Below are 22,020 nucleotides of genomic sequence, written 5' to 3' on the forward strand. Positions count from 1 at the left end.
CCGCGCATCGGAGCAATAATGCTGCGTTTCGGAGGGCGGGCCCTCAGGCGTCGGGCATATTGGCGGCCACGTGCTCGCGCAGGCCGCGCAGCTCGGCGATGGCCTCGTCGAGATGACGCCGACGCTCCGCCAGCTCGTCGAGCTGTCCGTCGGCGAGCGTGATCCAGGCCTTCATCTGGGTGCGCCCCTCGGGGTCGGCATCGTAGAGCTCCAGCCATTGCCGGATCTCCTCGAGCGAAAAGCCGAACTTCCGACCCCGGAGGATCAGCGTCATCCGCGCGATGTCACGCGCACCGTAGAACCGGGCGCGGCCTTCGCGATCGGGCGATAGCAGTTCGATGTATTCGTAGTGGCGCAGAGTCCGGGGCGTCACGTCGAAACGCGCGCACATCTGCTTGAAGTCCAGTCTTTCGGACATCGGCCATCCTCCACTGCGTCATTCTGGCACGGTTGGGACGGTGCTGTCCATCGGAGGGCCTTGCCCGTCCGGCCCCCGCACGGCAAGGCTGGGCCCATGACCGACAATGCCGAGACCGCCCAAGCGAACCGCAACCGTGCGGCACAGCAGTTCATCGCGGCCCTGCCGCATTCGCGCGCGCTTTCGATGGAGGTCGAGGCCGTCGCGGCGGGGCAGGCCACCGTTTCGATGCCCTGGTCCGAGCACTTGGTCGGCGATCCCGCGACCGGCGTGATCCATGGCGGCGCCGTCTCGGCGCTGATGGACACCTGCGGGGGTGCCGCCGTGCTGAGCCATCCGTCCCAGCCGACGACCACCGCGACGCTGGATCTGCGTATCGACTACATGCGGGGCGCACGTCCCGGTCAGCGCATCGTCGCGCGGGCGGTCTGCCACCACGTCACGCGGTCGGTCGCCTTCGTGCGCGCCGAGGCGTTCGACGAGGAGGACGGCGCGGGCCCGGTCGCCGTGGCCAACGGCGCCTTCAGCGTCTCGCTGCCGGAGGAGGGCGCGTGAATCGCCCCGAACCCATACAAGTCGTCAAGCAGCGCCGCGATGCGGCCCTTCGCGCGCTGGTCGGCGGCGTGCCCTATATCCGCTTCCTCGGCATCACCTTCGACCGCCGCGGCGACGAGCTGACGGGTGTTCTGCCCTTCGACGAGAAGCTGATCGGCAATCCGGGCCTGCCCGCGCTACATGGTGGCGTGACGGCGGCCTTTCTCGAGGTGACGGCCATCGTCACGCTGTCCTGGGCGATGCTCTGGGACGATCTGGAGAACGGACGACTGGACGCCGACGCCCTTACCCCCGAGACGCTGCCGCGCCTGCCGAAAACGATCGACTTCACGATCGACTACCTGCGCTCGGGTCTGCCGCGTGATGCCTATGCGCGCGCGCGCCTCAACCGCTCCGGGCGCCGCTATGCCAGCGTCCATGTCGAGGGCTGGCAGGACAACCGCGACCGTCTCTTCGCGCAAGGGACCGGCCATTTCCTGATGCCGCGCCGGGATGGCTGACGGCGGCGCGCTGTCGCATCGCCGCGTCCTGAAGATCGCCCTGCCGGTGGTGCTGTCGAACGCGACGGTGCCGATCCTCGGCGCGGTCGACACCGGCGTCGTGGGCCAGATGGGCGAGGCGGCCCCAATCGGCGCGGTGGGAATCGGCGCGGTGATCCTCTCGGCGTTCTACTGGCTCTTCGGGTTCCTGCGGATGGGCACGACCGGACTTGCGGCGCAGGCGGTGGGCGCCGAGGACGAGGCCGAACTGGCGGCGATCCTGTCGCGCGCCCTGCTGATCGCGGGGGCGGCTGGATTGGCGCTGATCGCGTTGCAGGCGGGGCTGTTCGCGGCAGCCTTCCGCGTCTCGCCCGCCGAGTCCGCGGTCGAGGATATGGCCCGCGACTACATGGCGATCCGCATCTGGTCGGCGCCTGCGGCCATCGCAGTCTACGGCATCACCGGCTGGCTCATCGCGCAGGAGCGGACGGGCGCGGTGCTGGCGGTGCAACTGGCGATGAACGGCGCCAACATCCTGCTGGACCTGTGGTTCGTACTGGGGCTCGGATGGGGCGTGCCCGGCGTGGCCTGGGCCACGTTCATCGCCGAATGGTCCGGCGCCGCCCTCGGCCTCTGGCTCTGCCGGAGGGCCTTCGCGGGCGCGGCGTGGCGAAGCGTCGAGCGGGTCTTCGACGGCGCGCGCGTTCGCCGCATGGCCAGCGTCAGCGGCGACATCCTGATCCGCTCGATCCTGTTGCAGGCGACCTTCGTGTCCTTCCTGTTCTTCGGCGCGGACCTGGGAACCGTGACGCTGGCGGCCAACCAGGTGCTGCTCCAGTTCCTCTCGATCACGGCCTTCGCGCTCGACGGCTTCGCCTTCGCAGCCGAAGCGCTGGTGGGTCGGTTCTTCGGGGCGGGGGACCGGGCCCGATTGCGTCGCGCGGTGGTGCTGAGCGGCGTCTGGGGCCTCGGGATGGCTGCGGCACTGGCATTGGCGTTCGGGCTGGGCGGAGCGTCGCTGGTGGCGCTGATGACCACCTCCCCGGAGGTCCGGGGCGCGGCGGCGGATTACCTGCCCTGGACGGCGCTGGCCCCGCTCCTCGGGGTCTGGCCCTTCATGCTCGACGGGGTGTTCATCGGGGCGACGCGCTCGCGCGACATGCGCAACATGATGATCGTCAGTTTCGCGATCTATCTGGGCGCCGTGGCGGTGCTTCTCCCGGCCTTCGCCAATCACGGGCTCTGGGCGGCGCTGATGGTCAGCTTCGTCGCGCGCGGGATCACGCTGGGCGCGCGCTACCCAGCGCTGGAGCGGGCGGCGGAGGGCGAGGCCGGGGGACGCCCCCCGGACCCCCGACACGCAGCGTGATCGCGACGCGGCCGGGTCGGCCTCAGGCGAAGAGGGTCTCGAACCGGCCACGATAGAGGTCCGAAAGTGCCTCGAGCGGGGCTTCCGCGGCGCCGAAGCGCACCATGCCGCCGCCAAACTGCCCGACCATCGTCAGGGGCACGTCGGCCTGTCCGGCGGCCACCATCAGGGCCTCGGCGCTGTCGAAGGTGCAGGCGAGGAGGTAGCGGCCCTGATCCTCGCCGAAGAGCTCGGCCGTATCGGCGGGGTCGAGGGTCACCCCGAGCCCGTTCGCCTCGGCCAGCGTGAACGCCGCGAGGGCCAGTCCGCCATCCGAGAGATCGGTGCAGGCAGTAATCCAGCCCGCATTGGCGAGGATGAATTCGCCATGGGCGCGCTCGGCCGCGAGATCGATCTCGGGCGCGTCGCCGTCCTCGCGATCCAGATGCTCGGCCAGCAGCGCCGATCGTCCGAGATGCGTACCCGCCCCGCCGAGGAGAAGCGCGATCATCCCGTTCGTCACCCGGCCCTGGATGCGGCGGCCGAGGTTCTCGATCAGGCCGACGGCCCCGATGGTCGGCGTGGGGTCGATGCCCGCGCCGTCGGTTTCGTTGTAGAGCGACACGTTGCCAGACACGATCGGCATGTCGAGTGCGGTGCAGGCCGCGCCGATGCCCCGGATCGCACCGACGAACTGGCCCATGATCTCGGGCTTCTCGGGGTTGCCGAAGTTGAGGTTGTCGGTCGTCGCCAGCGGCCGCGCGCCCTTGGCGACGAGGTTGCGATAGGCTTCGGCCACCGCCTGCGCGCCGCCGCGTTCGGGATTGGCGCGGACATAGCGGGGGGTGACGTCCGAGGTGAAAGCAAGCCCCTTGTCGGTGCCGTGAACGCGGATCACGCCTGCATCGAGGCCCGGCGTGATGACCGTGTCGGCCATGACCTGCGTGTCGTATTGCGCGACGACCCAGTCGCGGGCGCAATAATTGGCGCTGCCGATCAGCGCGCGCAGGCCTTCCATCGGCTCGACGGGGGGAACATGGGCGAGGGGGGGCGCCTCGGGTGTCGGGACCCAGGGCCTGTCGTATTCCGGTGCCGAGGAGGCGAGGGTCGAGAGCGGCAGGTCGGCCTTCGTCTCGCCGCCATGGACGATCAGGAAGCGGTCCTCGGCGATGGTCTCGCCCACGATGGCGAAATCGAGGTCCCATTTCTCGAACACGGCGCGGGCCTCGGCTTCCTTGGCGGGGTCGAGCACCATGAGCATCCGCTCCTGGCTTTCGGACAGCATCATCTCGTAGGCGGTCATCGCGGTTTCGCGGACCGGCACGGCATCGAGGTCGAGCCGGATGCCGAGGCCGCCCTTGTCGCCCATCTCGACCGCCGAACAGGTCAGGCCCGCGGCCCCCATATCCTGGATCGAGACGACCGCGCCGGTGGCCATCAGCTCGAGCGTGGCTTCCATCAGCCGCTTTTCCGTGAAGGGGTCGCCGACCTGCACGGTCGGGCGCTTCTCCTCGATGGTGTCGTCGAACTCGGCGCTGGCCATGGTGGCCCCGCCGACGCCGTCGCGGCCCGTCTTGGCGCCGAGATAGACCACCGGCCGCCCGACGCCCGAGGCCGCCGAGTAGAAGATCGCGTCCGCATCCGCGATGCCCGCCGCGAAGGCGTTGACGAGGCAGTTGCCGTTGTAGCTAGCATGGAAGCGGACCTCGCCGCCAACCGTCGGCACGCCGAAGCAGTTGCCGTAGCCGCCGACGCCCTCGACGACGCCGTGGACCAGTTGCCGCGTCTTGGGATGCGACGGCTCGCCGAAGCTGAGCGCGTTCATCGCCGCCACGGGCCGCGCGCCCATGGTGAACACGTCCCGGAGGATGCCGCCCACACCGGTCGCCGCACCCTGGTACGGTTCGATGTACGAAGGGTGGTTGTGGCTCTCCATCTTGAAGACCACGGCCTGTCCGTCGCCGATATCCACGACGCCCGCGTTCTCGCCCGGTCCGCAGATAACCTGCGGTCCGGTGGTCGGCAGGGTCTTCAGATGGATCTTCGAAGACTTGTAGGAGCAGTGCTCGTTCCACATCGCCGAGAAGATGCCGAGTTCGGTAAAGCTCGGCTCGCGCCCCATGATCTCGAGGATGCGGTCGTATTCGGCGGGCGACAGGCCGTGGGCCGCGATCAGGTCGGGGGTGATGGCGGGGTCGGACATGCGCGGCGGAACTCGGGCTGGGGCAGGATCGCGCCCCTCTTACGGCAGGTCCACGGGGGGGTCTAGCGGGCGGGGGATCGCGCCGAGCACCGGGGTCAGGTCGCCATAGCCCGTGTGCCGCCGCTCAAAGGACAGCCCGAGCGACACGGCCGCCGCGCGCGCCCGCGCATCGAGGGCGGGATCGTCGGTCTGGGCGAGGTAGACGAGGCGTCGGTAGTGCCCGAAATACATGTCCCGCAGCTCGGGGTGACGGTCGAGGCCAAGAGGTCGGGTCACGAAGGCGTCGAAGGACCGCGCGAGGAAATCCGTCAGGTAGAAGGCGTCGATCTCGCCCCGCGCGGCGAAGGCCTCGACGCCCTCGTAGAACGCGTAGCAATGCGCGCCGGGCAGCATCGCGATGCCGCGCGCATCGGCCAGCCGGGCCAGCGCGCCGCCGGTGCCGCAATCGGCATAGGCGAGGAAGGTCGCGCCGTAGCCGGTGGCCGCGTCGAGCGCGGCGGTCACGGCACCGGGAATGCGGTCGGGATGGTTGTGGAGGATCGCCGGCAGGCAATGGAGGTCGACATGGTCGAGCCCGGCCTGTCGGGTGATGGCCGTGATTTCGTGGGCGAGCGCGCCGCAGGCGAGGACGAGGACGCGGGCCGCGCGGTCGGCGGGGGCGCGGGGTGTCAGACCCTCGCGGATCAGCGGATCGTCGGCAGGCGGGACGGCCCCGAGGCGCGCCGCGCGGCCGCCGCGTCGCGCGGTCATGGCGCGAGCTTGACCGCCGTGCCGTAGGCCACGACCTCGGAGGCGGCCTGCGTGATGGTCGAGGTTTCCAGCCGCATCCCCACGACCGCGTCGGCCCCCAGGAGCCGCGCCTCCGCCAGCATCCGGTCAATCGCCTGTTCGCGCGCGCCGGTCAGCAGGGCCGCGTATTCCTTGACCTCGCCGCCCACGAGGTTGCGCAGGCCCGCGACGATGTCCGACCCGATATGCTTGGCGCGCACGGTCGAGCCCTTCACGAGCCCGAGGCAATGCGTGACCTCGCGCCCGGGCACGCCGTCGACGGTGGTGATGATCGGGTCCATGGTCACTCCATCCGGTCGTAATGGTCGTCCTCGGCATTGCCCAGCCGGTCGCCGACGATGCGGACGGCGATATAGGCGACGAGTGCTGCGGGAATGGCCAGAAGCCAGCCGCCGGGCCACGCAAAGGCCGAGGCGACGACGGCCCCGAGCCAGAGCGTCGCGCCGCCGGCGGCGATCACGATGACGATGAGCAGGACAAGACGGTCGAGGGGCATGGGCGGGCCTCCGCAGGTCGGGTTCCATATCTAGATACGCATGGCCTGCGACGAATCCAATCCGCGCGGGGCTCGCTGCCCGTCGGCATTGACACGGGCGGGGCGGCTGTCAGCTTGGCCGCCGGGCAGGGAGGCGCGCATGGCGGAGGATCTCAAGGTCGTGGTGATGGGCGTCACCTCGACGGGCAAGACGGAGACCGGGCAGCGGCTGGCCGCGGCCCTGGACGGGGCCTTCGTCGATGGCGACGACCTGCACCCGGCGGCCAATGTCGAGAAGATGGCGCAGGGCACGCCGCTGGAAGATGCGGATCGCTGGCCCTGGCTGGACCGGATCGGCGACGTGCTCGCCGCCGCGGACGGCACCATCGTCGTGGCCTGCTCGGCCCTGAAGCGCAGCTATCGCGAGCGTATCCGCGCGCGGGGCGGCGACGTGCGCTTCGTGCATCTGACCGGGCCGCGGGACCTGATCGCCGCGCGCATGGCCGAGCGGACGGGGCATTTCATGCCGGTCTCGCTGCTCGACAGCCAGTTGGCCACGCTTGAGGTTCCGGGCGCGGAGGAAGGGGTGGTGACCGCCGACATCACGCGCCCCCTCGACGTCGTTGCGGCCGAGGCGGCCGGGGCGCTGCGCCGGGGCTGACGGGGGCGTGGCCGTCCTAGCGGGCGTGCTGGGGCAGGATGCGGGCCACGGCGGGCCGCGCCTCGATCCGTGCCTTCAGGGCCGAAAGCTTCGGGAATTCCGCCAGCGGTACGCCATCGCCGTCCAGCCAGCGCAGGACCACGAAGAGATGCAGGTCGGCGACCGAGAACTCGCCCGCCAGCCAATCGCCGTCGAGCCCCGCCTCCAGATAGTTTGCGCAGTCCCGCATCGTGCGCGGCACTTCGGCGGTCATCGCGGCCTGGGCTGCGGCATCCCCGGTCCAGCGATGGCCGCGCATCTTGTGGGCATGATTCACATGCACGGTCGAGGCGAGGTAGGACATCGCCTCGCGCACCTTCGCGGCTTGCCACGGATCGGACGGCATCAGCGCCGCATCCGGGTGGGTCGCCGCGATCCATTCGAGCGTTGCGGGCGTCTCGGTCAGCACGCCCTGCGGCGTGACAAGTGCGGGCACGCGCGCCTTCGGGTTCACCGCGAGGAAGGCCGGTGCGGTCTGTTCGCCGGCCTTGAAGTCCAGCCATGCGACCTCGTAATCGGCGCCCGCTTCCTCGAGCGCGGCATGGACGGCGAGCGCGACCGTACCCGGCGCGGCGTGAAGGGTCAGGGTCATCTCGATCTCCGGGCTCTGCGACGCCGCAGTCTGGACGTGCGGGCGGGGGAGTTCAACGCGTTCGGTGCCGGGTCGTCTTGCCGCAACCCCAGAGGGCGCATGGCCCGGTATCGCCCAGGATCGTGGCGGTCGCGCCGAGCGTGTACGGCTTACGGAGCGCCGGTGACGGCGACCCGTTTCAAATCATGGATATCGGGCGGGGAACGGCTCGTGCCAGCGCCAGAAGATCCGCCACGCGCCTCGCGAGCCCCGACTAGCTGGCGGCCATCTGGTTGTGCTTGCGGGCCATGAAATCCTTGGCCGTCTCGACCGCCACGGCCGCGTCACGGCAATAGGCGTCGGCCCCGATGGCGCGCCCGAACTCCTCGTTGAGCGGCGCACCGCCCACGAGGACCGTGTAGTCGTCGCGGATGCCCTTCTCGACCAGCGTGTCGATCACGACCTTCATGTAAGGCATCGTCGTCGTCAGCAGGGCCGACATCCCGAGGATATCCGGCCCCTCGCTTTCGAGCGCCGCGAGATAGGCGTCGACCGAGTTGTTGATGCCCAGATCTACGACCTCGAATCCGGCGCCCTCCATCATCATCGAGACGAGGTTCTTGCCGATGTCGTGGATGTCGCCCTTCACCGTTCCGATCACCATCTTGCCGACGCGCGGCGCGCCCGTCTCGGCCAGAAGCGGCTTCAGGATGGCCATGCCGCCCTTCATCGCGTTCGCCGCCAACAGAACCTCGGGCACGAAGAGGATGCCGTCGCGGAAATCGTGGCCGACGATCGTCATGCCGCCGACCAGCGCCTTGGTCAGGATGTCATAGGGCTGCCAGCCGCGTTCCAGCAGAATGCCGACGGCTTCCTCGATCTCTTCGCGGAGGCCGTCATACAGGTCGTCGAACATCTGCTGGACGAGTTCATCGTCGTCCAACTCGCTCAGGACGATGTCGTCTTCGTCGGACATGGGCACGGCCTCCGGGCTGATCTTGTTCCCATGTGGAGCGCCGGGCGCCGTTTGACCAAGCGAAATACGACAACAGGATGTTGCGGCGCGACTCATGTTGTCGTCGGGGTGCCAATGTTCTACATATGTTCTTCTCGCTGCCGCGCCGGAGGACCCGTCATGGATCACGAAATGCCACGCCTGATGGATGGATCGACCCCCGTTGCCGCGCGGGGCGCCTTGTCGAACCGGGCGGGACGCTATGAAGGCCACGCGCGGGACACCGTGTTCGAGGGCGCGGTGCCGACCACGGTGCGCGACGAGACGGTACGGAAGGTGATCTCGACCAATCGTTCGCCGGATCTCGGGTTCGACCGGTCGGTGAACCCCTATCGCGGCTGCGAGCATGGATGCATCTATTGCTACGCCCGCCCGACCCATGCGTGGCTGGGCCTGTCGCCGGGCCTCGATTTCGAAACCAAGCTCATCGCACGCCCCAACGCCCCCGAGGCGCTAGCCGCCGAACTGGGGGCGCGGGGCTATGTGCCGAAGACGATGGCGCTCGGCACGAACACCGATCCCTACCAACCGATCGAGGCGAAGCGGCGCATCATGCGAGGCCTGCTCGAGGTTCTTCGCGATCACGCCCACCCGACCGCGATCACGACGAAGGGCACGCTGGTCGAACGCGACATCGACATCCTGTCGGAGATGGGCCCCGAGCTGTGCCGCGTCGGGCTTTCGGTGACCACGCTGGACGATGCCCTGGCCCGCAAGCTGGAGCCTCGGGTGCCGGTGCCGTCGCGCCGGTTGAAGGCGATCGAACGGCTCGCTTCGGCGGGCGTGACGGTGCGGGTGATGGTATCGCCGACCATTCCCGGCCTGACCGATCACGAGGTCGAGGCGATCCTTCACGCGGCGCGCGACGCCGGCGCCCAGGCCGCCAGCATGATCCCCCTGCGCCTGCCGCTCGAGGTGGCGCCGCTCTTCGAGGAGTGGCTCGCGACCCATGTGCCCGACCGGGCGCGGAAAGTGCTGAACCGCGTGCGGGAGTTCCACGGCGGCAAGCTCTACGATGGCGGGTTCGGGCATCGGATGCGGGGCAGGGGCGTCCATGCCGACCTGCTGCAGCGCCGGTTCGACCGGGCTTGCGCGTCGCTGGGGCTGGCCTACCGCCTGCCGCTGCTGCGCTGCGATCTCTTCCACGTGCCGGCGCGGGCGGGCGATCAGCTGGCGCTTCTATAGCGCGCCGCTTGTAACCGTTTCTGCGGGATGCTCGCGTGCCGACCCTTCCTGTCCCGGTCAGGCCCGTGCGCGACGCCGCCGGTTGCCCGACCGGTCACGGGTCGGGGCATTGCCGTCCGTGCCGTCGCTGTCCGACGAGAACCCGCCCAGCGTCTCGGCGATGACCGACAGCTCGGGCGTGTCGCCGCGCGGCCGGGTCTCCAGCGCAGTCCGCATCGCCCGAAGGTGGTCCGGCGTCGTGCCGCAGCAGCCGCCGATGATGGTGGCGCCCGCGTCGCGCGCCAGCACGGCATAGTCGGCCATCAACTCGGGCGTGCCGTCGTAGTGGATGTGGCCGTCGTGATACTTGGGGATGCCCGCGTTGCCCTTGGCGATCAGCGGACGGTCGGTCGCGCCGAAGCCCATCACGGTGCGCAAGAGATCCGACGCGCCGACCCCGCAATTCGCACCGTACGCGACCGGCTTGTGCGCCAGCTTGCCAATCAGCCGCGTCATCGCGTCCGAGGTCGTGCCCATCATCGTGCGCCCGGCGGTGTCGAAGCTCATCGTGACGCACCACGGCATGTCGGCGAGTGCCGCGGCCTCGGCGGCGGCACGCAGCTCCTCGGGGGCGCTGATCGTCTCGACCCAGAGCACGTCCGCCCCGCCCGCCTTCAGGCCCTCGGCCTGCTCGTGGAAGATCTCGACGGCGGTGGCGTGGGTCAGGGGGCCCATCGGCTCCATGATCTCGCCCGTCGGCCCCATCGAGCCCGCGACGATGACGGGCCGCCCGGCCGCATCCGCGATCTCGCGCCCGATCTCTGCGCCCTTGCAAGACAGCTCGTGCGCCCGCGCCTGGCCGTCATGCAATTTAAGTCGCGCGGCGTTCGACCCGAACGTGTTGGTCAGGAACAGGTCCGATCCCGCATCGACGGCACCCGAATAGAGCCGCTTCACGTCCGCCACGCGCGTGTCGTTCCAGAACTCCGGCGCGTCGCCGGATTCGAGGCCCATGTTGAACAGGTTCGTCCCCGTGGCCCCGTCGGCCAGAAGCCAATCGCGATCACGCAGGAGGGTGGTCAGGGCATCGGGCATGGGGCGGCCTCCGGCACAGGGGATTCGGTCGGGCCTTTTCGCGCGCGCGCGGTGCGGACGCAAATTCATACTCCGCATGTTAGACATGAGCGCGGCGCCGCTGACATGACTTCGCCCCATACGGCCCACTGTTTCGCCACGCGCACACCCGAGGCTGGCCCCGACAGGCAGCAGCGCGGGACGAGGCGGATGGCGGATTTCACGGATCTTCGGGCAGAGGCCCGGCACGGTGCGGCATATGGCCGGGCGAAGGCCCTCCTGAGCATCGCGATGATCGCCGCGGATGGGGATGGCGAACTCGACCCGGCAGAGATGCAGGCCATTTCCGGCGCCGCGGCCACGCTGCCGGGCATGAAGGACCTCGGGGGGCGCGTGCTGCGCGCCGCCGCGACCGCCATCCTGACGCGTATCCGGAGCGACGGCGTCGAGGCGGTATTCGAAGACGCCGTGGAGACCATGGGCGAGGCCGACCGGGTTGCCGCGATGCTGTTGGCGCTCCGGGTGGCGATGGCCGATGGCCGGGTCTGCGACGACGAATGGGCCATCCTGAAGCCGATGGCGACGCGTTTCGGGATGAACGAGGCGCGGCTGACGGCGATCCGGATCATGGCCGAGCGGCAGGACAACGCCGACGCGACCGGCAAGGGAAGGCTCCACTGATGTTCGGACGCAAGCGACAGGCCCCGACCCCTGGCACCGCGGGCGCCGACCGCGCTGAGGCGCCGTTCTCCATCTACGTCCTCCTGTCCGAGAGGCTAAGCTACGCGTCCCACGACGTGGAGGCCGCGCTGGCGGAGGACTTCCCCGATCTCGACTGGGAATCCGGCGTGCTGCCGGACTTGCCGTTCGACACCGCCACCTCGCCCTTCTCGATGCTGTCCTGCGGCGCGAAGCTCAGCGTGGCGTCGATCACCGGTGGCGGGCCCTTGCCCTTCGCTTGGGACGACCTGCTGCCCCGCAACCAGCTCGACCCGGCGGTGCCCGAGGTGCAGGCGATCATGGCGAGCGAGGCGCATCTCGTCATCAACGTCACGGCGACCGGCGCGGATATCGTCGACCGGGTCGCAGCCGCGCGCCATGCCACGGCCATCGCCGCCACCTTCGCCGCGCTGCCCATCGCGACCGGTGTCGTCACCGGGTGGTCGAACCGCGTGATCCCGGCCGCGCGGCTCGCCCGGACGGCCCAGACCATCCGCGACGGGGGCATCCCGCTCCTCGACTGGATCTTGCCGATTTGGTTCACCGATCCGGACGCGCCCGAAGGCCACGTCTCGGGCGCGACGATTGGTCTTGCCGCCTTCACAGGCCACGAGGTCGAGGTGCGTCAGTCGCCCCTGCCGCTGGTCGAATCGCTGACCCCGCTGCTCATGGCATCGACCCAGATCCTCGAGCGGGGCCACGTCTATGCCGACGGCGACACGCTGGGCCATGACGGGCCCGACGCGGTCGCCTGGCGGATCCGGCACATGAAGGCGGGCAAGCTCGGGAACGATACCGACCGCTGGGTGCTGCTACATCCCGACAGCCCGTTCCCGGATCGCAAGCTCCTGGGCCGGCCCGGGGGCCGTCGGACGCCCCCGGGCCTGATCAAGCGGCAGTCGAGCGGCGAGACGGGCTGGCTGCGCCGCCGCCTCGTCGCGTTCGCGCGCGCGGGTGCGGCGCCGCTCCAGTAGGCGGGCGCCGTCCGGATCACTGCGTCTCGGACATCACCTGTTCCTTGGCGGTCACCATAAGCGCGTCCATCTTGGCGCGGATCTCGGCGGCGGGGACCTTCTCGCCCAGGTCGCCCTCGACCTTGCGGAAGACGTCGTCGTCGCCGGCTTCCTCGAAATCCGACTTCACGACCTCCTTGGCGTAGGCGGCCAGCTCGTCGCCTTCCTTGCCGAGGATGCCGCCGGCCCACTCGCCCAGCAGGCGGTTGCGGCGGGCGTCGACCTTGAACTGGAGCTCGGCATCATGGGCGAACTTCGATTCGAAGCTCTTCTTGCGGTCGTCGAATGAGTTGGACATCGCGGGGTCTCCGGCAGGTGTGGCGGTCCCTACCCATATGCGGCCCGCGGTCCCGCCCCGCAACCCGGCGCCTCGCTTGCGGGACCTTCTATACTCGCCTATGTGCAGCCCAACCGCACCCCACCCCCGAGGACATCATGGCCAGGCGCACCAAGGTCTACGAAGGCAAGGCCAAGATACTCTATGAAGGCCCCGAACCGGGCACGTTCGTGCAGTATTTCAAGGACGACGCGACCGCGTTCAACGCCGAGAAGAAGGCGGTGATCGACGGCAAGGGCGTGCTGAACAACCGCCTGTCGGAGTTCTTCATGACCGGGCTGGGGAATGTCGGCGTGCCGACGCATTTCATCAAGCGGCTGAACATGCGCGAGCAGTTGATCCGCGCCTGCGAGATCATCCCGCTGGAAGTCGTGGTCCGCAACGTCGCCGCCGGCTCGCTGTCGAAGCGCCTCGGGATCGAGGAGGGCACGCCGCTGCCGCGTCCGATCATCGAGTTCTGCTACAAGGACGACAAGCTGGGCGACCCGCTGGTGGCCGAGGAGCATATCCTCGCCTTCGGCTGGGCCACGCAGCAGGATCTCGACGACATCATCAGCCTCGCGCTGCGGGTGAACGACTTCCTGTCGGGCTGCATGATGGCCGTCGGTATCAAGCTGGTGGACTTCAAGATCGAGGTCGGGCGCGTCTGGGACGGTGATTTCCAGCGCCTGATCCTGGCCGACGAGATCAGCCCGGATTCCTGCCGGCTCTGGGATATCGAGACGGGCAAGAAGCTCGACAAGGACGTGTTCCGCCGCGATCTGGGCTCGCTCGCCGACGCCTATACCGAGGTCGCCCGTCGTCTCGGCGTGCTGCCGACGAATTCGGCGCCCCTGACCAAGCCCACGCTGATCAACTGAAGGCCCCCGCGATGAAGGTAAACGTGACCGTGATGCTGAAAGACGGCGTGCTCGACCCCCAGGGCGAGGCCGTCCGCCACGCGCTGGGGGCGCTGGGCTTCGACGGGGTCGAGGGCGTGCGGCAAGGCAAGCTGATCGAGCTGGACGTGGCCGAGGGCACCGACCGCGCGACGGTCGAGGCGATGTGCCAGAAGCTGCTGGCGAACACGGTGATCGAGAGCTACCGCATCGAGATGTGAGGTGGCCGGGTCACGGTCCGGCACCGCTTTGACGCGACTGCGCCGATCGGCGCTTCGCAGCCGGCGTGCGCCTGCGCTAACCCTGACCCCGAACGCAGACGAGGGGCGGTTGCATGTCCGACCGTGAGACCGACTATTTCGGCGAGGAGATCGAGGTCGCCCCGGCTCCCCGAACCGTGCCGTCTGAACCGGACGCCCCGCCGTCCCGCGTGGTCCGCGCCGCTCCCGCTACGCCCGCCCCCGACCCGGCACCCGCACCGCTCCGGCCGGCGGCCCCGATGCGCAGGTGGTCGCCCAACGCAATCGCCATCGCCGCAAGCCTTCTGCTGGCCATCGGCTTCGGCCTATATGCCGGGCTCTTCGTGCGGGCCTTCGGCGACCCGGAGGTCCACGGGATCTGGGTCTCCATCGGATCGGTGCTCTTCACGCTCTGGGTCATCGCGGTCACGATCTGGGCGGTGCTACGCGTCTCGGCCTGGGCCAGCGCAATCCTGCTGCGCACGACGGCGCGCGTCTCGATCGTGGCCTACCGCATCCTCAAGACGCCGATCCGCATCGCCAGCATCCTCGCCTTCTTCGGGCTCGCCATCTACGGCGCGGTCGTCCTGCTGTCGCGGCTTTCGGCGGGCTGACGGGGGTTCCAAGCGCGGGGCGCGCCTGCCACGCTGGCCGTGCCGAATCCCGAAAGGTCCCCCATGCGCGCCGCCGTCCTTCGCGAATACAACGCCCCCCTGTCCATTGAAGACGTGCCGGACCCCGGTTGTCCTGCCGACGGCGTCGTCCTCAAGACCATCGCCTGCGGGGTGTGCCGGTCCGACTGGCACGGCTGGGTGGGCGAACATCCCCGCGTGAAGCCGGGCCAGATCGGCGGCCATGAATATTGCGGCGAGGTGGTCGCGGCGGGGCCGGACGCCCAGTTCGCCGTGGGCGACCGGCTGGTCGCGCCGTTCATCCTGTCCTGCGGGACCTGCCCGCAATGCCGCTCGGGCGCGTCGAATACCTGTCTCGATCAGCGCCTGCCGGGCTTCATCGAGCCGGGGGCCTTCGCGGAATACGTGGCGGTCCCGCGCGACTTCAATCTCGCACGCCTGCCCGAAGAGATCAGCCCCACGGTCGCCGCGGGCCTCGGCTGCCGGGTGACGACCGCGTGGCACGCGCTGACGGGGCGGGCGGCGCTCGAGGCGGGCGAATGGCTGGCGGTGCATGGGACCGGGGGCATCGGGCTCTCGGCGGCGCTTCTGGGGCGGGCGATGGGGGCGCATGTGGTCGTCGTCGATATCGTGCAGGAGAAGCTCGACCACGCGCTATCGCTGGGGATGGACGCCGCCGTGATGGCCGGAGAGGACACCCCCGAGCGCATCCGCGAGATCACCGGCGGCGGTGCCCATGTCTCGGTCGAGGCGCTGGGCATCCCGGCGACGGTCAACAACTCGATCCGCTGTCTGCGCCCGCTCGGGCGGCATGTGCAGGTCGGGATGCCGGTGGGTCACACGGCCCGGATGGATGTCGACATGTCCGCCGTTTACCAGGGGAACCTCGCGCTTTACGGCACCCGGGGGATGCCCGGCTGGCGGTATCCGTCGCTCCTGGGGCTGATTGTCTCGGGCCAGGTGGACATGGCGCCGCTGATCGCGCGCGAGGTCGCTCTGTCGGACGTGTCGGACGAACTGGCCGCCTTCAACGGCCCGACGCCACCCGGCGTCGCCGTGGTCACGGATTTCAGCCGCTAGGCCGCCCGAACGCCCGAAGGCGGACGAGCGCGCGCATAAGCGCCGCGACCACCAGCGTGCAGAGCGCAGTCTTCGTGGCGACCCCCATCGTCCCCTCGATCAAGAGGGCGTGCAGTACGGTTCCCGCGACGATCACGACGGCCAGGCCGCTATGCGCCTTTCGCCAGGTGCGCAGCGCCATCCCGCGTCGAAGCACCGCGAGGATTGCCGCGCCGAACACCGCCCACATCGCGATCACGCCCCAGGCAGAGAAGGGCGTGGGAGAGGTGAAGGTCAGCGCGTCGATGACGTCGGGCGGCGAGGTGATCCAGAGCCCCGCGACATGCAGCACGACCGCGGCGACCAGCGCCGCGCCGATGACCCGGTGCAGCCGACGCCCGGCCCGAAGCGACAGGCCCGGGAGCGCGCCGCTCGCCAGAAGCGGTTGCACGAGCATCAGCGCAAGGCCGACGACGCCCGCGAACCCGGCAGCGATGTAGATCGGCTCGCGCCACGCCAGAAGCGGGCTCTGCGCGGCGACGATCAGCGGCAGGGCGATCGCGAGGCCGAGGGCGCACCAGATCAGGATCGTGCGCGCCACGTGCCGGGGCGGATCAGGCGGGCTGCAGCACGAAATGCGCCGCGAGCGTGGTGTCGCCAGCGCTGGACATGATGGGACGCAGGAACACCGTCTCGAACGCGCCGTCGCCTTCATCGGCATCGTAGGCGAGGTGGCCATGCGGCTGGCCGAAGGCGGGCACGATCTGCGGCATTTCCAGCCGGAACTCGCCGGCGGCATTAGTGAGGGTCGCGCCGTGGCTCCGCGCGTCGCGCTCGTGCCCTTCGGTCGTATGGGCCCAGATCTGGATGCGCTGACCGGGCAGGGGGGCGCCGTCGCCCGCGCGCCGGACGGTGCCGGTCATCCAGAAGCCGCCCCCGCCGATCCGCTCGACGATCGGCGCGCCGGGGCGGTAGTTGTTCGCGCCGCCGCGCATGGTCGGCGTAGGGGCAAGCCCCTGGGCGCGGGCCGGGACGACGAGGCCCGTGGCAAGGGCGGCGCCGGTCGCGGCGATCAGGGCACGGCGGTTCGGTCGGGCGAGGGTCATGGCCGATCTCTCCGGTCGAAGAATGGGGCGGATACGGCTCAAGATAGCCCCCGTCGCCGGGACACAGAACGCCGTGCACGGTTTCGTGATCGCCGGGGCGCACGATCCCGCCGAGCCATCGCGGGCTGGAACATCGCCGCGATCTGTGAAATCCGGCCCAGGCAACTGCATGCTGCGTGAGGGCCGCCATGAAAGCCGCAATCCTCGTTTTCCCGGGCTCCAATTGCGACCGCGATCTTGCCGTCGCGTTCCGCGCCGCGGGCTTCGACACCACGATGGTCTGGCACAAGGAAACGGCGCTGCCGGACGGCATCGATGTCATCGGCGTGCCGGGCGGGTTTTCGTATGGCGACTACCTGCGATGCGGCGCCATCGCCGCGCGCTCGCCGATCGCGGCCGCACTGAAGGCCCATGCGGATCGCGGCGGCTACGTCTTTGCGCCCTGCAACGGCTTCCAGATCCTGACCGAGGCGGGGATGCTGCCGGGTGCGCTTTTGCGGAATGCCGGGCTGAAATACCTCTGCAAGACCGTTGGTCTCCGGGTGGAGGAGACCGAGAGCGCCTTCACCTCGGCCTATACGCCCGGAGAGGTGATCGACATTCCCATCGCCCATCACGAAGGCAACTACACCGCCGATCCCGATACGATCGCGCGGCTCAGGGGCGAGGGGCTGGTTGCGTTCCGCTATGTCGATACCCCCAACGGCGCCACCGACGACATCGCGGGTATCCTCAGCCCGAACCGGCGCGTTCTCGGCATGATGCCTCACCCCGAGCGGGCCGCCGACCTGCTCCATGGCAATACCCAAGGCGCGAGCCTCTTCCGGGGCCTGGCCGACGCGCTTGTTTCCGCGTGACCGGTTCGCGGCAACCCGCCCATCGCGGGGGCCACGCTTGAGGCCGCGACCCCGCGCGGTGTAGGCAGGGCCAATGTTCTGGCGCAACGGACCTCAGGGGGCGGACCCGGCGGCGACAGGCCCGGATGCGGTGCGTCCGCGGCTGTCCTGGACGGTTCGGATCCTGATTGTGTTTATGATCGTCGCGGCGCTGGCCGCGATCGCCGTCGCCAACAGCCTCCTGACCCAGCGATTCGTCGAGACCACCAAGCAGCGCGCCGAGTTGCGCCAATCGCTCTATGCCGGTGCGATCCTGTCGGAGTTGCAGCGAAACTCGGTCGTGCCGCTCCTTTTGGCGCGCGACCCGACGCTGATCCAGGCGCTGAATGCCGAGGATTTCTCGACCTCATCGCAGAGGCTGATCTCCTACGTGGACGAAATCGGGGCCGCCTCGATCCGGCTTCTCGACATGGACGGGCGCACCGTGGCGGCCACCGACCGCGAGGAGTTGGGCTCGGTTCACGGCTCATCGCCGTTCTTCACCGAGGCAACGGACACCACGGACACGGTCTTCACCCTCGTCCCGAACGAAGCGGGGCTCTACGAGGCAAGCTTCAGCCGCGTGGTGCAGGACGGGCCGCGCCAACTGGGCGTTCTGCAGGTGCAGGTCGACCTCGCGCAGTTCGAAATTCGCTGGCGGGGCACGACGGCCGCCGTCGCCGTCACCGACGCGGCAGGCACCGTGATCCTCTCGACCGAGCCGCGCTGGCGCGGCAAGCCGCTGGCCGAGGCGCTGGCCGTCACCTCGGTGCCCTCGGCGCTCGATCGCGCACTGGCCTCGGCCACCAGCTTCGGCGGCCGCGACGACCCCGACGAGGTGTCCTCGGCCTCGCTGATGCAGATGGAGGCGCGGGTGCCGTTCCGCGGCTGGCGCCTCGTAAGCTTCACCAGCTACGAGAGCGTGCGCGAGCGGGTGAATGGGGTGCTGGCCCTCATCATCATGGGCTTCGCGCTGCTTTTGGCGCTGGGCTTCTACTTGCTCAACCGCCGTGCGCAGTTGCGCTCGCTGCTGTTCCAGCGGGAATCGGTTCAACTTCGCCGCCTAAACGACCGTCTGACAAAGGAAATTGCCGAACGAAAGCGCGTGCAGGAGGAGTTGAAGGAGACCGAGCAGTCGCTGGCGCAATCCTCGAAACTGGCCGCCCTGGGCGAGATGTCGGCTGCGGTCAGCCACGAGCTGAACCAGCCGCTGGCGGCGATGAAGACATATCTCGCAGGGGCGCGCCTCCTGCTGCAGCGGCGGCGCTCCGACGAGGCGCTCTCGAGCTTCCAACGGATCGACGACCTGATCGAGCGGATGGGCGCCATCACCCGGCAGCTCAAGTCCTATGCCCGCAAGGGCGGAGAGGCGTTCGAGCAGGTCGATGTCCGCCAGGCCGTGTCCTCGGCGCTGACGCTGATGGAGCCGCAGCTTCGCCAGCAGACCGTCAAGCTGAGCCAGCACCTGCCCGAAGGGCCGGCCTGGGTGATGGCCGATCGGCTGCGGCTGGAACAGGTGATCATCAACCTCGTGCGCAACGCGCTCGATGCGATGCAGGGCGCCGATGAGCGGGAGCTCGATATTTTGCTGACCGTCGGCGACGAGGTCGTTCTGGCCGTCCGCGACAGCGGCGCCGGGATCGAAGCGCCCGATCAGCTCTTCGAGCCGTTCTACACCACCAAGAAGCCGGGCGAGGGGGTGGGGCTCGGCCTCGCCATCTCCTCGGGGATCGTCGGCGATCTGGGTGGGCGGCTGACCGCGCGCAATGGCTCGTCGGGGGGCGCGGTGTTCGAGGTCCGCCTGCCCGCCGTGGGCCAGGCTGCGCTGGACGCCGCCGAATGAACGGGAGATCGGCGTGGCTCCGCCCGTGACCGCGAGCCGCGACGACATGGTTTGAACTGCGACAATCCGACATAGATAGGATTCACGGACGGGCGAAAGCCCTGACTGACCAACAGGAGCCGCAATGGCCGAGCAGACCAAGATCGCCATCGTCGACGACGAACAGGACATGCGTCAATCCATCAGCCAGTGGCTGGCCCTGTCGGGGTTCGCGACCGAGACCTACGCCTCGGCCGAGGAGGCGTTGAAGTCCATCGGGGCCGACTTTCCCGGCGTCGTCATCAGCGATATCCGGATGCCCGGCATGGACGGGATGGCCTTCCTCAAGCGGTTGATGAGCACCGACAGCTCGCTTCCCGTCATCATGATCACCGGCCATGGCGACGTACCCATGGCGGTCGAGGCGATGCAGCTCGGGGCGTACGACTTCATGGAGAAGCCGTTCAATCCCGATCGGCTGACCGATCTGGCGCGGCGGGCCTGCCAGGCGCGCAAGCTGACGCTCGACAACCGGGCTCTGCGGCGGGAGCTTTCGGACGGCACGGTCCTGATGCGCAAGCTGATCGGCACGTCGCCCGCGATGGAGCGGCTGCGCGAGGATATCCTCGATCTCGGGCAGGCCGACACCCACGTCCTGATCGACGGCGAGACGGGGACGGGCAAGACGCTGGTGGCGCATGCGCTGCATGCCGTGGGCCCGCGGCAAGGCAAGACGTTCGCCCTGACCTCCTGCGCCGCACTGGGCGAGGAGGAGCTTGGCTCGAAGCTCTTCGGCCCGGTGACCGAGGGCGGCCTGCCGCTGGTCGAGGAAGCGCGGGGCGGCACGCTCGTGCTGGAAGACATCGAGGCGCTGCCGCTGGCGCTGCAGGCTCGGCTTCTGACCTTCATCAACGATCAGGGCACGCCCGCCGAGACGCGGATTGTGGCCATCCACAACGGCTCGGACCCCGAGAAGACACTCGAGGATTCGCTGCGGCCCGACCTGTTCTTCCGGCTGGCCGCGATGAAGCTGGTTCTGCCCCCGCTGCGCAACCGCGGCGAGGACGTGCTGACGCTCTTCACCCATTTCGCCGAGTCCTTCGGCGAGGAATACGGCGCCACGCCGCCCCAGCTCAGCGCGCAGGAGGCCGCGCAACTCCTGCAGGCGCCGTGGCCGGGCAATGTCCGCCAGCTTATCAATCTCGGAGAACGGGCCGTGCTGCAGCAGCGTCGCGGCACGGGTTCGATCTCCTCTCTCCTGATGTCCGACACGCAGGAGCAGGGCGAGACGGTGCAGGTCACGACCGAGGGCAAGCCCTTGAAGGAATATGTCGAGGCGTTCGAGCGGATGCTGATCGACAACACCATGCGCCGGCATCGCGGCTCGATCGCGGGCGTGATGGAGGAGCTGTCGCTGCCCCGCCGGACGCTGAACGAGAAGATGGCGAAATACGGCCTGAGCCGCTCGAACTACCTCTGACGGGCGGTCGCATAGGTCTGCATCTACGCAAGATCGGTGCGCCCGACGGGCGCCGCGTCCTGTTCCTGCATCCCGGTAATGCGACCGGTGCGGCCTGGGCCGACGTGGTCGCCGACCTGCCAGGCGTGCGCGCGCTCTGCCCGGATCTGCCGGGCTTCGGTGAGAGCGCCGCCATCCCGCTCGAGGATTTCGCGCGAAGCGCCGATCACGTCGCGGCGCTCCTGCGCGCGCAGCCTGATGCCGCGCCGTTGCCGGTCGTGGGCTATTCGCTTGGCGGCTATACCGGGTTGATGCTGGCCGCGCGGCATCCCGATCTCGTGTCGCGCGCGCTTTTGACGGGGTTCCAGATCATGCCGGTGACGGGTCGTTGGTGGCTCGGGCCGCTCAGTGTGGCCATCTCCCCCCTGATGACGCGACCGTTCTTTCGTAGGCGCGCCTTTGCTGCACTCGGCCTGTCGGGTGAGACGTCGTGGTCGCCGGGGCCTTGGTCGCCTTGCGACGCGCGAACGCTCCGGCGGATCGCCGATCTCGCACTCTCCTTCGAAGCACGGGACGAGGTCGAACGGATAGCGGTGCCGCTGACCGTTCTCGCCGGACGAAAGGAGATGCGCGACATCCGTGAAACGGTGAAGCTGATCGCCGAAGGGTCCAAGTTGGCCAACGGCGGATACGCGCCCGGCGGTCACGGCTGGCCCGCGGTGTCGCATGACCTCTTCGTGGCGACGGTGCGCGCGTGGCTCGACGACGCGTCTCTGCCCGCGGGGATCGAACCCGTCTGAGCCGGACGGCGTGCGCGCGCGCGGGTGGAACCACTCACGCATTGCCAATGCGGCGCTTTTGGCACAGATAGGGACTACGGCTGTGCCGCGGAATGGACCGCGGTTGGAGCCGGTGAGATTCTTTCCCGTTCGCGTCGGGCCCCGGATCGAGGGCCGTGCCTCGGGGGAAGTTTGCGAGGGCGCTGGCCGCCTTCGGAGAGACGCCCGCCCCACACCGGCGGGTCATGCATGACCCCGCCACCGTGCGCGGGTCGAGGTAGAAGCGCGATGACGCAGGACTTGAAAGCGA

The 22,020-nt window shown here is 69.3% G+C and carries 26 protein-coding genes; 15 read left to right on the plus strand and 11 right to left on the minus strand.

From position 1 onward, the window contains the following. Positions 1 to 43: 43 nt before the first annotated feature. Positions 44 to 418 (minus strand): MerR family DNA-binding transcriptional regulator, encoded by a 375-nt coding sequence (locus Q0833_RS05910; protein WP_298431218.1) that lies wholly within the window; start codon positions 416 to 418, stop codon positions 44 to 46. A gap of 96 nt (positions 419 to 514) precedes the next feature. Here Q0833_RS05910 and Q0833_RS05915 point away from each other — a divergent pair, with 96 nt between their 5' ends. From Q0833_RS05915 to Q0833_RS05925, 3 genes are read left to right on the plus strand one after another with little or no spacing between them, the layout of a single operon-like run. Then, entirely contained in the window at positions 515 to 973 is a 459-nt protein-coding gene (locus tag Q0833_RS05915; RefSeq protein ID WP_298431220.1) for a PaaI family thioesterase, read from the plus strand. Continuing rightward, entirely contained in the window at positions 970 to 1,473 is a 504-nt protein-coding gene (locus Q0833_RS05920; protein ID WP_298431222.1) for a PaaI family thioesterase, read from the plus strand. Before Q0833_RS05915 ends, Q0833_RS05920 begins: the two co-directional genes overlap by 4 nt. Then, positions 1,466 to 2,821 (plus strand): MATE family efflux transporter, encoded by a 1,356-nt coding sequence (locus Q0833_RS05925; RefSeq protein WP_298431224.1) that lies wholly within the window; start codon positions 1,466 to 1,468, stop codon positions 2,819 to 2,821. Before Q0833_RS05920 ends, Q0833_RS05925 begins: the two co-directional genes overlap by 8 nt. 22 nt (positions 2,822 to 2,843) lie before the next feature. On the opposite strand, the gene purL is transcribed toward Q0833_RS05925, so the two are convergent. From purL to Q0833_RS05945, 4 genes are read right to left on the minus strand one after another with little or no spacing between them, the layout of a single operon-like run. Continuing rightward, positions 2,844 to 5,003, minus strand: a complete 2,160-nt coding sequence (gene purL, locus Q0833_RS05930) for a phosphoribosylformylglycinamidine synthase subunit PurL (protein WP_298431226.1) — start codon at positions 5,001 to 5,003, stop codon at positions 2,844 to 2,846. 39 nt (positions 5,004 to 5,042) lie between these two features. Further along, positions 5,043 to 5,753 carry a DUF1638 domain-containing protein gene (locus Q0833_RS05935; RefSeq protein ID WP_298431228.1) on the minus strand — a complete coding sequence of 237 codons (711 nt, stop codon included), beginning with the start codon at positions 5,751 to 5,753 and terminating at the stop codon, positions 5,043 to 5,045. Beyond that, on the minus strand, positions 5,750 to 6,073 hold the full coding sequence (locus Q0833_RS05940) for a YbjQ family protein (RefSeq protein WP_298431230.1): 324 nt from the start codon (positions 6,071 to 6,073) through the stop codon (positions 5,750 to 5,752). Before Q0833_RS05940 ends, Q0833_RS05935 begins: the two co-directional genes overlap by 4 nt. A 2-nt stretch (positions 6,074 to 6,075) precedes the next feature. Continuing rightward, entirely contained in the window at positions 6,076 to 6,288 is a 213-nt protein-coding gene (locus tag Q0833_RS05945) for a hypothetical protein (protein WP_298431232.1), read from the minus strand. 139 nt (positions 6,289 to 6,427) lie between these two features. Between Q0833_RS05945 and Q0833_RS05950 the strand changes: the two genes are divergently transcribed. Then, a complete protein-coding gene (locus Q0833_RS05950) occupies positions 6,428 to 6,928 on the plus strand; it encodes a gluconokinase (protein ID WP_298431234.1) in 501 nt (166 codons plus the stop codon). A 16-nt stretch (positions 6,929 to 6,944) separates the two neighbouring features. Here the strand turns inward: Q0833_RS05950 and Q0833_RS05955 are convergent, their stop codons facing one another. Together Q0833_RS05955 and Q0833_RS05960 are read right to left on the minus strand one after the other, a co-directional pair. Next, positions 6,945 to 7,559 carry a glutathione S-transferase family protein gene (locus Q0833_RS05955; protein WP_367274937.1) on the minus strand — a complete coding sequence of 205 codons (615 nt, stop codon included), beginning with the start codon at positions 7,557 to 7,559 and terminating at the stop codon, positions 6,945 to 6,947. Positions 7,560 to 7,812: 253 nt separating this feature from the next. Further along, positions 7,813 to 8,514 (minus strand): B12-binding domain-containing protein, encoded by a 702-nt coding sequence (locus tag Q0833_RS05960; RefSeq protein ID WP_298431235.1) that lies wholly within the window; start codon positions 8,512 to 8,514, stop codon positions 7,813 to 7,815. Between the two features lie 159 nt (positions 8,515 to 8,673). Here Q0833_RS05960 and Q0833_RS05965 point away from each other — a divergent pair, with 159 nt between their 5' ends. Further along, positions 8,674 to 9,738, plus strand: coding sequence for a PA0069 family radical SAM protein (locus Q0833_RS05965; protein ID WP_298431237.1), 1,065 nt, complete (start codon positions 8,674 to 8,676; stop codon positions 9,736 to 9,738). Between the two features lie 57 nt (positions 9,739 to 9,795). On the opposite strand, the gene bmt is transcribed toward Q0833_RS05965, so the two are convergent. Beyond that, a complete protein-coding gene (gene bmt, locus Q0833_RS05970; RefSeq protein WP_298431239.1) occupies positions 9,796 to 10,812 on the minus strand; it encodes a betaine--homocysteine S-methyltransferase in 1,017 nt (338 codons plus the stop codon). Positions 10,813 to 11,001: 189 nt separating this feature from the next. Between bmt and Q0833_RS05975 the strand changes: the two genes are divergently transcribed. Both Q0833_RS05975 and Q0833_RS05980 read left to right on the plus strand, forming a co-directional pair. Continuing rightward, entirely contained in the window at positions 11,002 to 11,472 is a 471-nt protein-coding gene (locus tag Q0833_RS05975) for a tellurite resistance TerB family protein (protein ID WP_298431241.1), read from the plus strand. Next, positions 11,472 to 12,485, plus strand: a complete 1,014-nt coding sequence (locus tag Q0833_RS05980; protein ID WP_298431243.1) for a hypothetical protein — start codon at positions 11,472 to 11,474, stop codon at positions 12,483 to 12,485. Before Q0833_RS05975 ends, Q0833_RS05980 begins: the two co-directional genes overlap by 1 nt. A 16-nt stretch (positions 12,486 to 12,501) precedes the next feature. Here Q0833_RS05980 and Q0833_RS05985 read toward each other — a convergent pair whose 3' ends face one another. Further along, a complete protein-coding gene (locus tag Q0833_RS05985) occupies positions 12,502 to 12,822 on the minus strand; it encodes a DUF1476 domain-containing protein (protein ID WP_298431245.1) in 321 nt (106 codons plus the stop codon). 137 nt (positions 12,823 to 12,959) lie between these two features. Between Q0833_RS05985 and purC the strand changes: the two genes are divergently transcribed. The 4 genes from purC to Q0833_RS06005 all read left to right on the plus strand — a co-directional run bounded on the left by purC (position 12,960) and on the right by Q0833_RS06005 (position 15,690). After that, positions 12,960 to 13,721, plus strand: coding sequence for a phosphoribosylaminoimidazolesuccinocarboxamide synthase (gene purC / locus Q0833_RS05990; RefSeq protein ID WP_298431247.1), 762 nt, complete (start codon positions 12,960 to 12,962; stop codon positions 13,719 to 13,721). A gap of 11 nt (positions 13,722 to 13,732) precedes the next feature. Then, positions 13,733 to 13,960 (plus strand): phosphoribosylformylglycinamidine synthase subunit PurS, encoded by a 228-nt coding sequence (purS, locus tag Q0833_RS05995; RefSeq protein WP_298431249.1) that lies wholly within the window; start codon positions 13,733 to 13,735, stop codon positions 13,958 to 13,960. Positions 13,961 to 14,073: 113 nt separating this feature from the next. After that, positions 14,074 to 14,592, plus strand: a complete 519-nt coding sequence (locus Q0833_RS06000; protein WP_298431251.1) for a hypothetical protein — start codon at positions 14,074 to 14,076, stop codon at positions 14,590 to 14,592. 63 nt (positions 14,593 to 14,655) lie between these two features. Next, entirely contained in the window at positions 14,656 to 15,690 is a 1,035-nt protein-coding gene (locus Q0833_RS06005) for an alcohol dehydrogenase catalytic domain-containing protein (RefSeq protein ID WP_298431253.1), read from the plus strand. Here Q0833_RS06005 and Q0833_RS06010 read toward each other — a convergent pair. Both Q0833_RS06010 and Q0833_RS06015 read right to left on the minus strand, forming a co-directional pair. Further along, positions 15,680 to 16,270 (minus strand): ferric reductase-like transmembrane domain-containing protein, encoded by a 591-nt coding sequence (locus tag Q0833_RS06010; RefSeq protein WP_298431255.1) that lies wholly within the window; start codon positions 16,268 to 16,270, stop codon positions 15,680 to 15,682. The two genes, Q0833_RS06005 and Q0833_RS06010, sit on opposite strands and share 11 nt — an antisense overlap. Positions 16,271 to 16,283: 13 nt before the next feature. Further along, positions 16,284 to 16,775, minus strand: coding sequence for a twin-arginine translocation pathway signal (locus tag Q0833_RS06015; protein ID WP_298431257.1), 492 nt, complete (start codon positions 16,773 to 16,775; stop codon positions 16,284 to 16,286). A gap of 188 nt (positions 16,776 to 16,963) precedes the next feature. Here Q0833_RS06015 and purQ point away from each other — a divergent pair, with 188 nt between their 5' ends. The 4 genes from purQ (at position 16,964) to Q0833_RS06035 (ending at position 21,731) form a co-directional block, all read left to right on the plus strand. Further along, positions 16,964 to 17,632, plus strand: a complete 669-nt coding sequence (purQ, locus tag Q0833_RS06020) for a phosphoribosylformylglycinamidine synthase subunit PurQ (RefSeq protein WP_298431259.1) — start codon at positions 16,964 to 16,966, stop codon at positions 17,630 to 17,632. Positions 17,633 to 17,807: 175 nt separating this feature from the next. Next, on the plus strand, positions 17,808 to 19,493 hold the full coding sequence (locus Q0833_RS06025; protein WP_298435013.1) for an ATP-binding protein: 1,686 nt from the start codon (positions 17,808 to 17,810) through the stop codon (positions 19,491 to 19,493). A gap of 124 nt (positions 19,494 to 19,617) precedes the next feature. After that, positions 19,618 to 20,952 carry a sigma-54 dependent transcriptional regulator gene (locus Q0833_RS06030; protein WP_298431262.1) on the plus strand — a complete coding sequence of 445 codons (1,335 nt, stop codon included), beginning with the start codon at positions 19,618 to 19,620 and terminating at the stop codon, positions 20,950 to 20,952. A gap of 65 nt (positions 20,953 to 21,017) precedes the next feature. Next, positions 21,018 to 21,731, plus strand: coding sequence for an alpha/beta fold hydrolase (locus Q0833_RS06035; RefSeq protein WP_298435016.1), 714 nt, complete (start codon positions 21,018 to 21,020; stop codon positions 21,729 to 21,731). Positions 21,732 to 22,020 lie beyond the last annotated feature (289 nt).

It is taken from the genome of uncultured Jannaschia sp., from assembly GCF_947503795.1.
In the GTDB taxonomy this organism is placed as follows: domain Bacteria; phylum Pseudomonadota; class Alphaproteobacteria; order Rhodobacterales; family Rhodobacteraceae; genus Jannaschia.

Bases quoted from the DNA above. Each gene is read 5' to 3' on its own strand.
- Q0833_RS05950 (WP_298431234.1), top strand. From the start codon at position 6,428: ATGGCGGAGGATCTCAAGGTCGTGGTGATGGGCGTCACCTCGACGGGC.
- Q0833_RS05980 (WP_298431243.1), top strand. From the start codon at position 11,472: ATGTTCGGACGCAAGCGACAGGCCCCGACCCCTGGCACCGCGGGCGCC.
- Q0833_RS06000 (WP_298431251.1), top strand. From the start codon at position 14,074: ATGTCCGACCGTGAGACCGACTATTTCGGCGAGGAGATCGAGGTCGCC.
- Q0833_RS06015 (WP_298431257.1), bottom strand. From the start codon at position 16,775: ATGACCCTCGCCCGACCGAACCGCCGTGCCCTGATCGCCGCGACCGGC.
- Q0833_RS05940 (WP_298431230.1), bottom strand. From the start codon at position 6,073: ATGGACCCGATCATCACCACCGTCGACGGCGTGCCCGGGCGCGAGGTC.
- Q0833_RS06030 (WP_298431262.1), top strand. From the start codon at position 19,618: ATGGCCGAGCAGACCAAGATCGCCATCGTCGACGACGAACAGGACATG.
- bmt (WP_298431239.1), bottom strand. From the start codon at position 10,812: ATGCCCGATGCCCTGACCACCCTCCTGCGTGATCGCGATTGGCTTCTG.
- purS (WP_298431249.1), top strand. From the start codon at position 13,733: ATGAAGGTAAACGTGACCGTGATGCTGAAAGACGGCGTGCTCGACCCC.
- Q0833_RS05955 (WP_367274937.1), bottom strand. From the start codon at position 7,559: ATGACCCTGACCCTTCACGCCGCGCCGGGTACGGTCGCGCTCGCCGTC.
- Q0833_RS05975 (WP_298431241.1), top strand. From the start codon at position 11,002: ATGGCGGATTTCACGGATCTTCGGGCAGAGGCCCGGCACGGTGCGGCA.
- Q0833_RS05965 (WP_298431237.1), top strand. From the start codon at position 8,674: ATGGATCACGAAATGCCACGCCTGATGGATGGATCGACCCCCGTTGCC.
- Q0833_RS05960 (WP_298431235.1), bottom strand. From the start codon at position 8,514: ATGTCCGACGAAGACGACATCGTCCTGAGCGAGTTGGACGACGATGAA.
- purL (WP_298431226.1), bottom strand. From the start codon at position 5,003: ATGTCCGACCCCGCCATCACCCCCGACCTGATCGCGGCCCACGGCCTG.
- Q0833_RS05935 (WP_298431228.1), bottom strand. From the start codon at position 5,753: ATGACCGCGCGACGCGGCGGCCGCGCGGCGCGCCTCGGGGCCGTCCCG.
- Q0833_RS06025 (WP_298435013.1), top strand. From the start codon at position 17,808: ATGATCGTCGCGGCGCTGGCCGCGATCGCCGTCGCCAACAGCCTCCTG.
- purQ (WP_298431259.1), top strand. From the start codon at position 16,964: ATGAAAGCCGCAATCCTCGTTTTCCCGGGCTCCAATTGCGACCGCGAT.
- Q0833_RS05910 (WP_298431218.1), bottom strand. From the start codon at position 418: ATGTCCGAAAGACTGGACTTCAAGCAGATGTGCGCGCGTTTCGACGTG.
- Q0833_RS06005 (WP_298431253.1), top strand. From the start codon at position 14,656: ATGCGCGCCGCCGTCCTTCGCGAATACAACGCCCCCCTGTCCATTGAA.
- purC (WP_298431247.1), top strand. From the start codon at position 12,960: ATGGCCAGGCGCACCAAGGTCTACGAAGGCAAGGCCAAGATACTCTAT.
- Q0833_RS05985 (WP_298431245.1), bottom strand. From the start codon at position 12,822: ATGTCCAACTCATTCGACGACCGCAAGAAGAGCTTCGAATCGAAGTTC.
- Q0833_RS05945 (WP_298431232.1), bottom strand. From the start codon at position 6,288: ATGCCCCTCGACCGTCTTGTCCTGCTCATCGTCATCGTGATCGCCGCC.
- Q0833_RS05925 (WP_298431224.1), top strand. From the start codon at position 1,466: ATGGCTGACGGCGGCGCGCTGTCGCATCGCCGCGTCCTGAAGATCGCC.
- Q0833_RS05915 (WP_298431220.1), top strand. From the start codon at position 515: ATGACCGACAATGCCGAGACCGCCCAAGCGAACCGCAACCGTGCGGCA.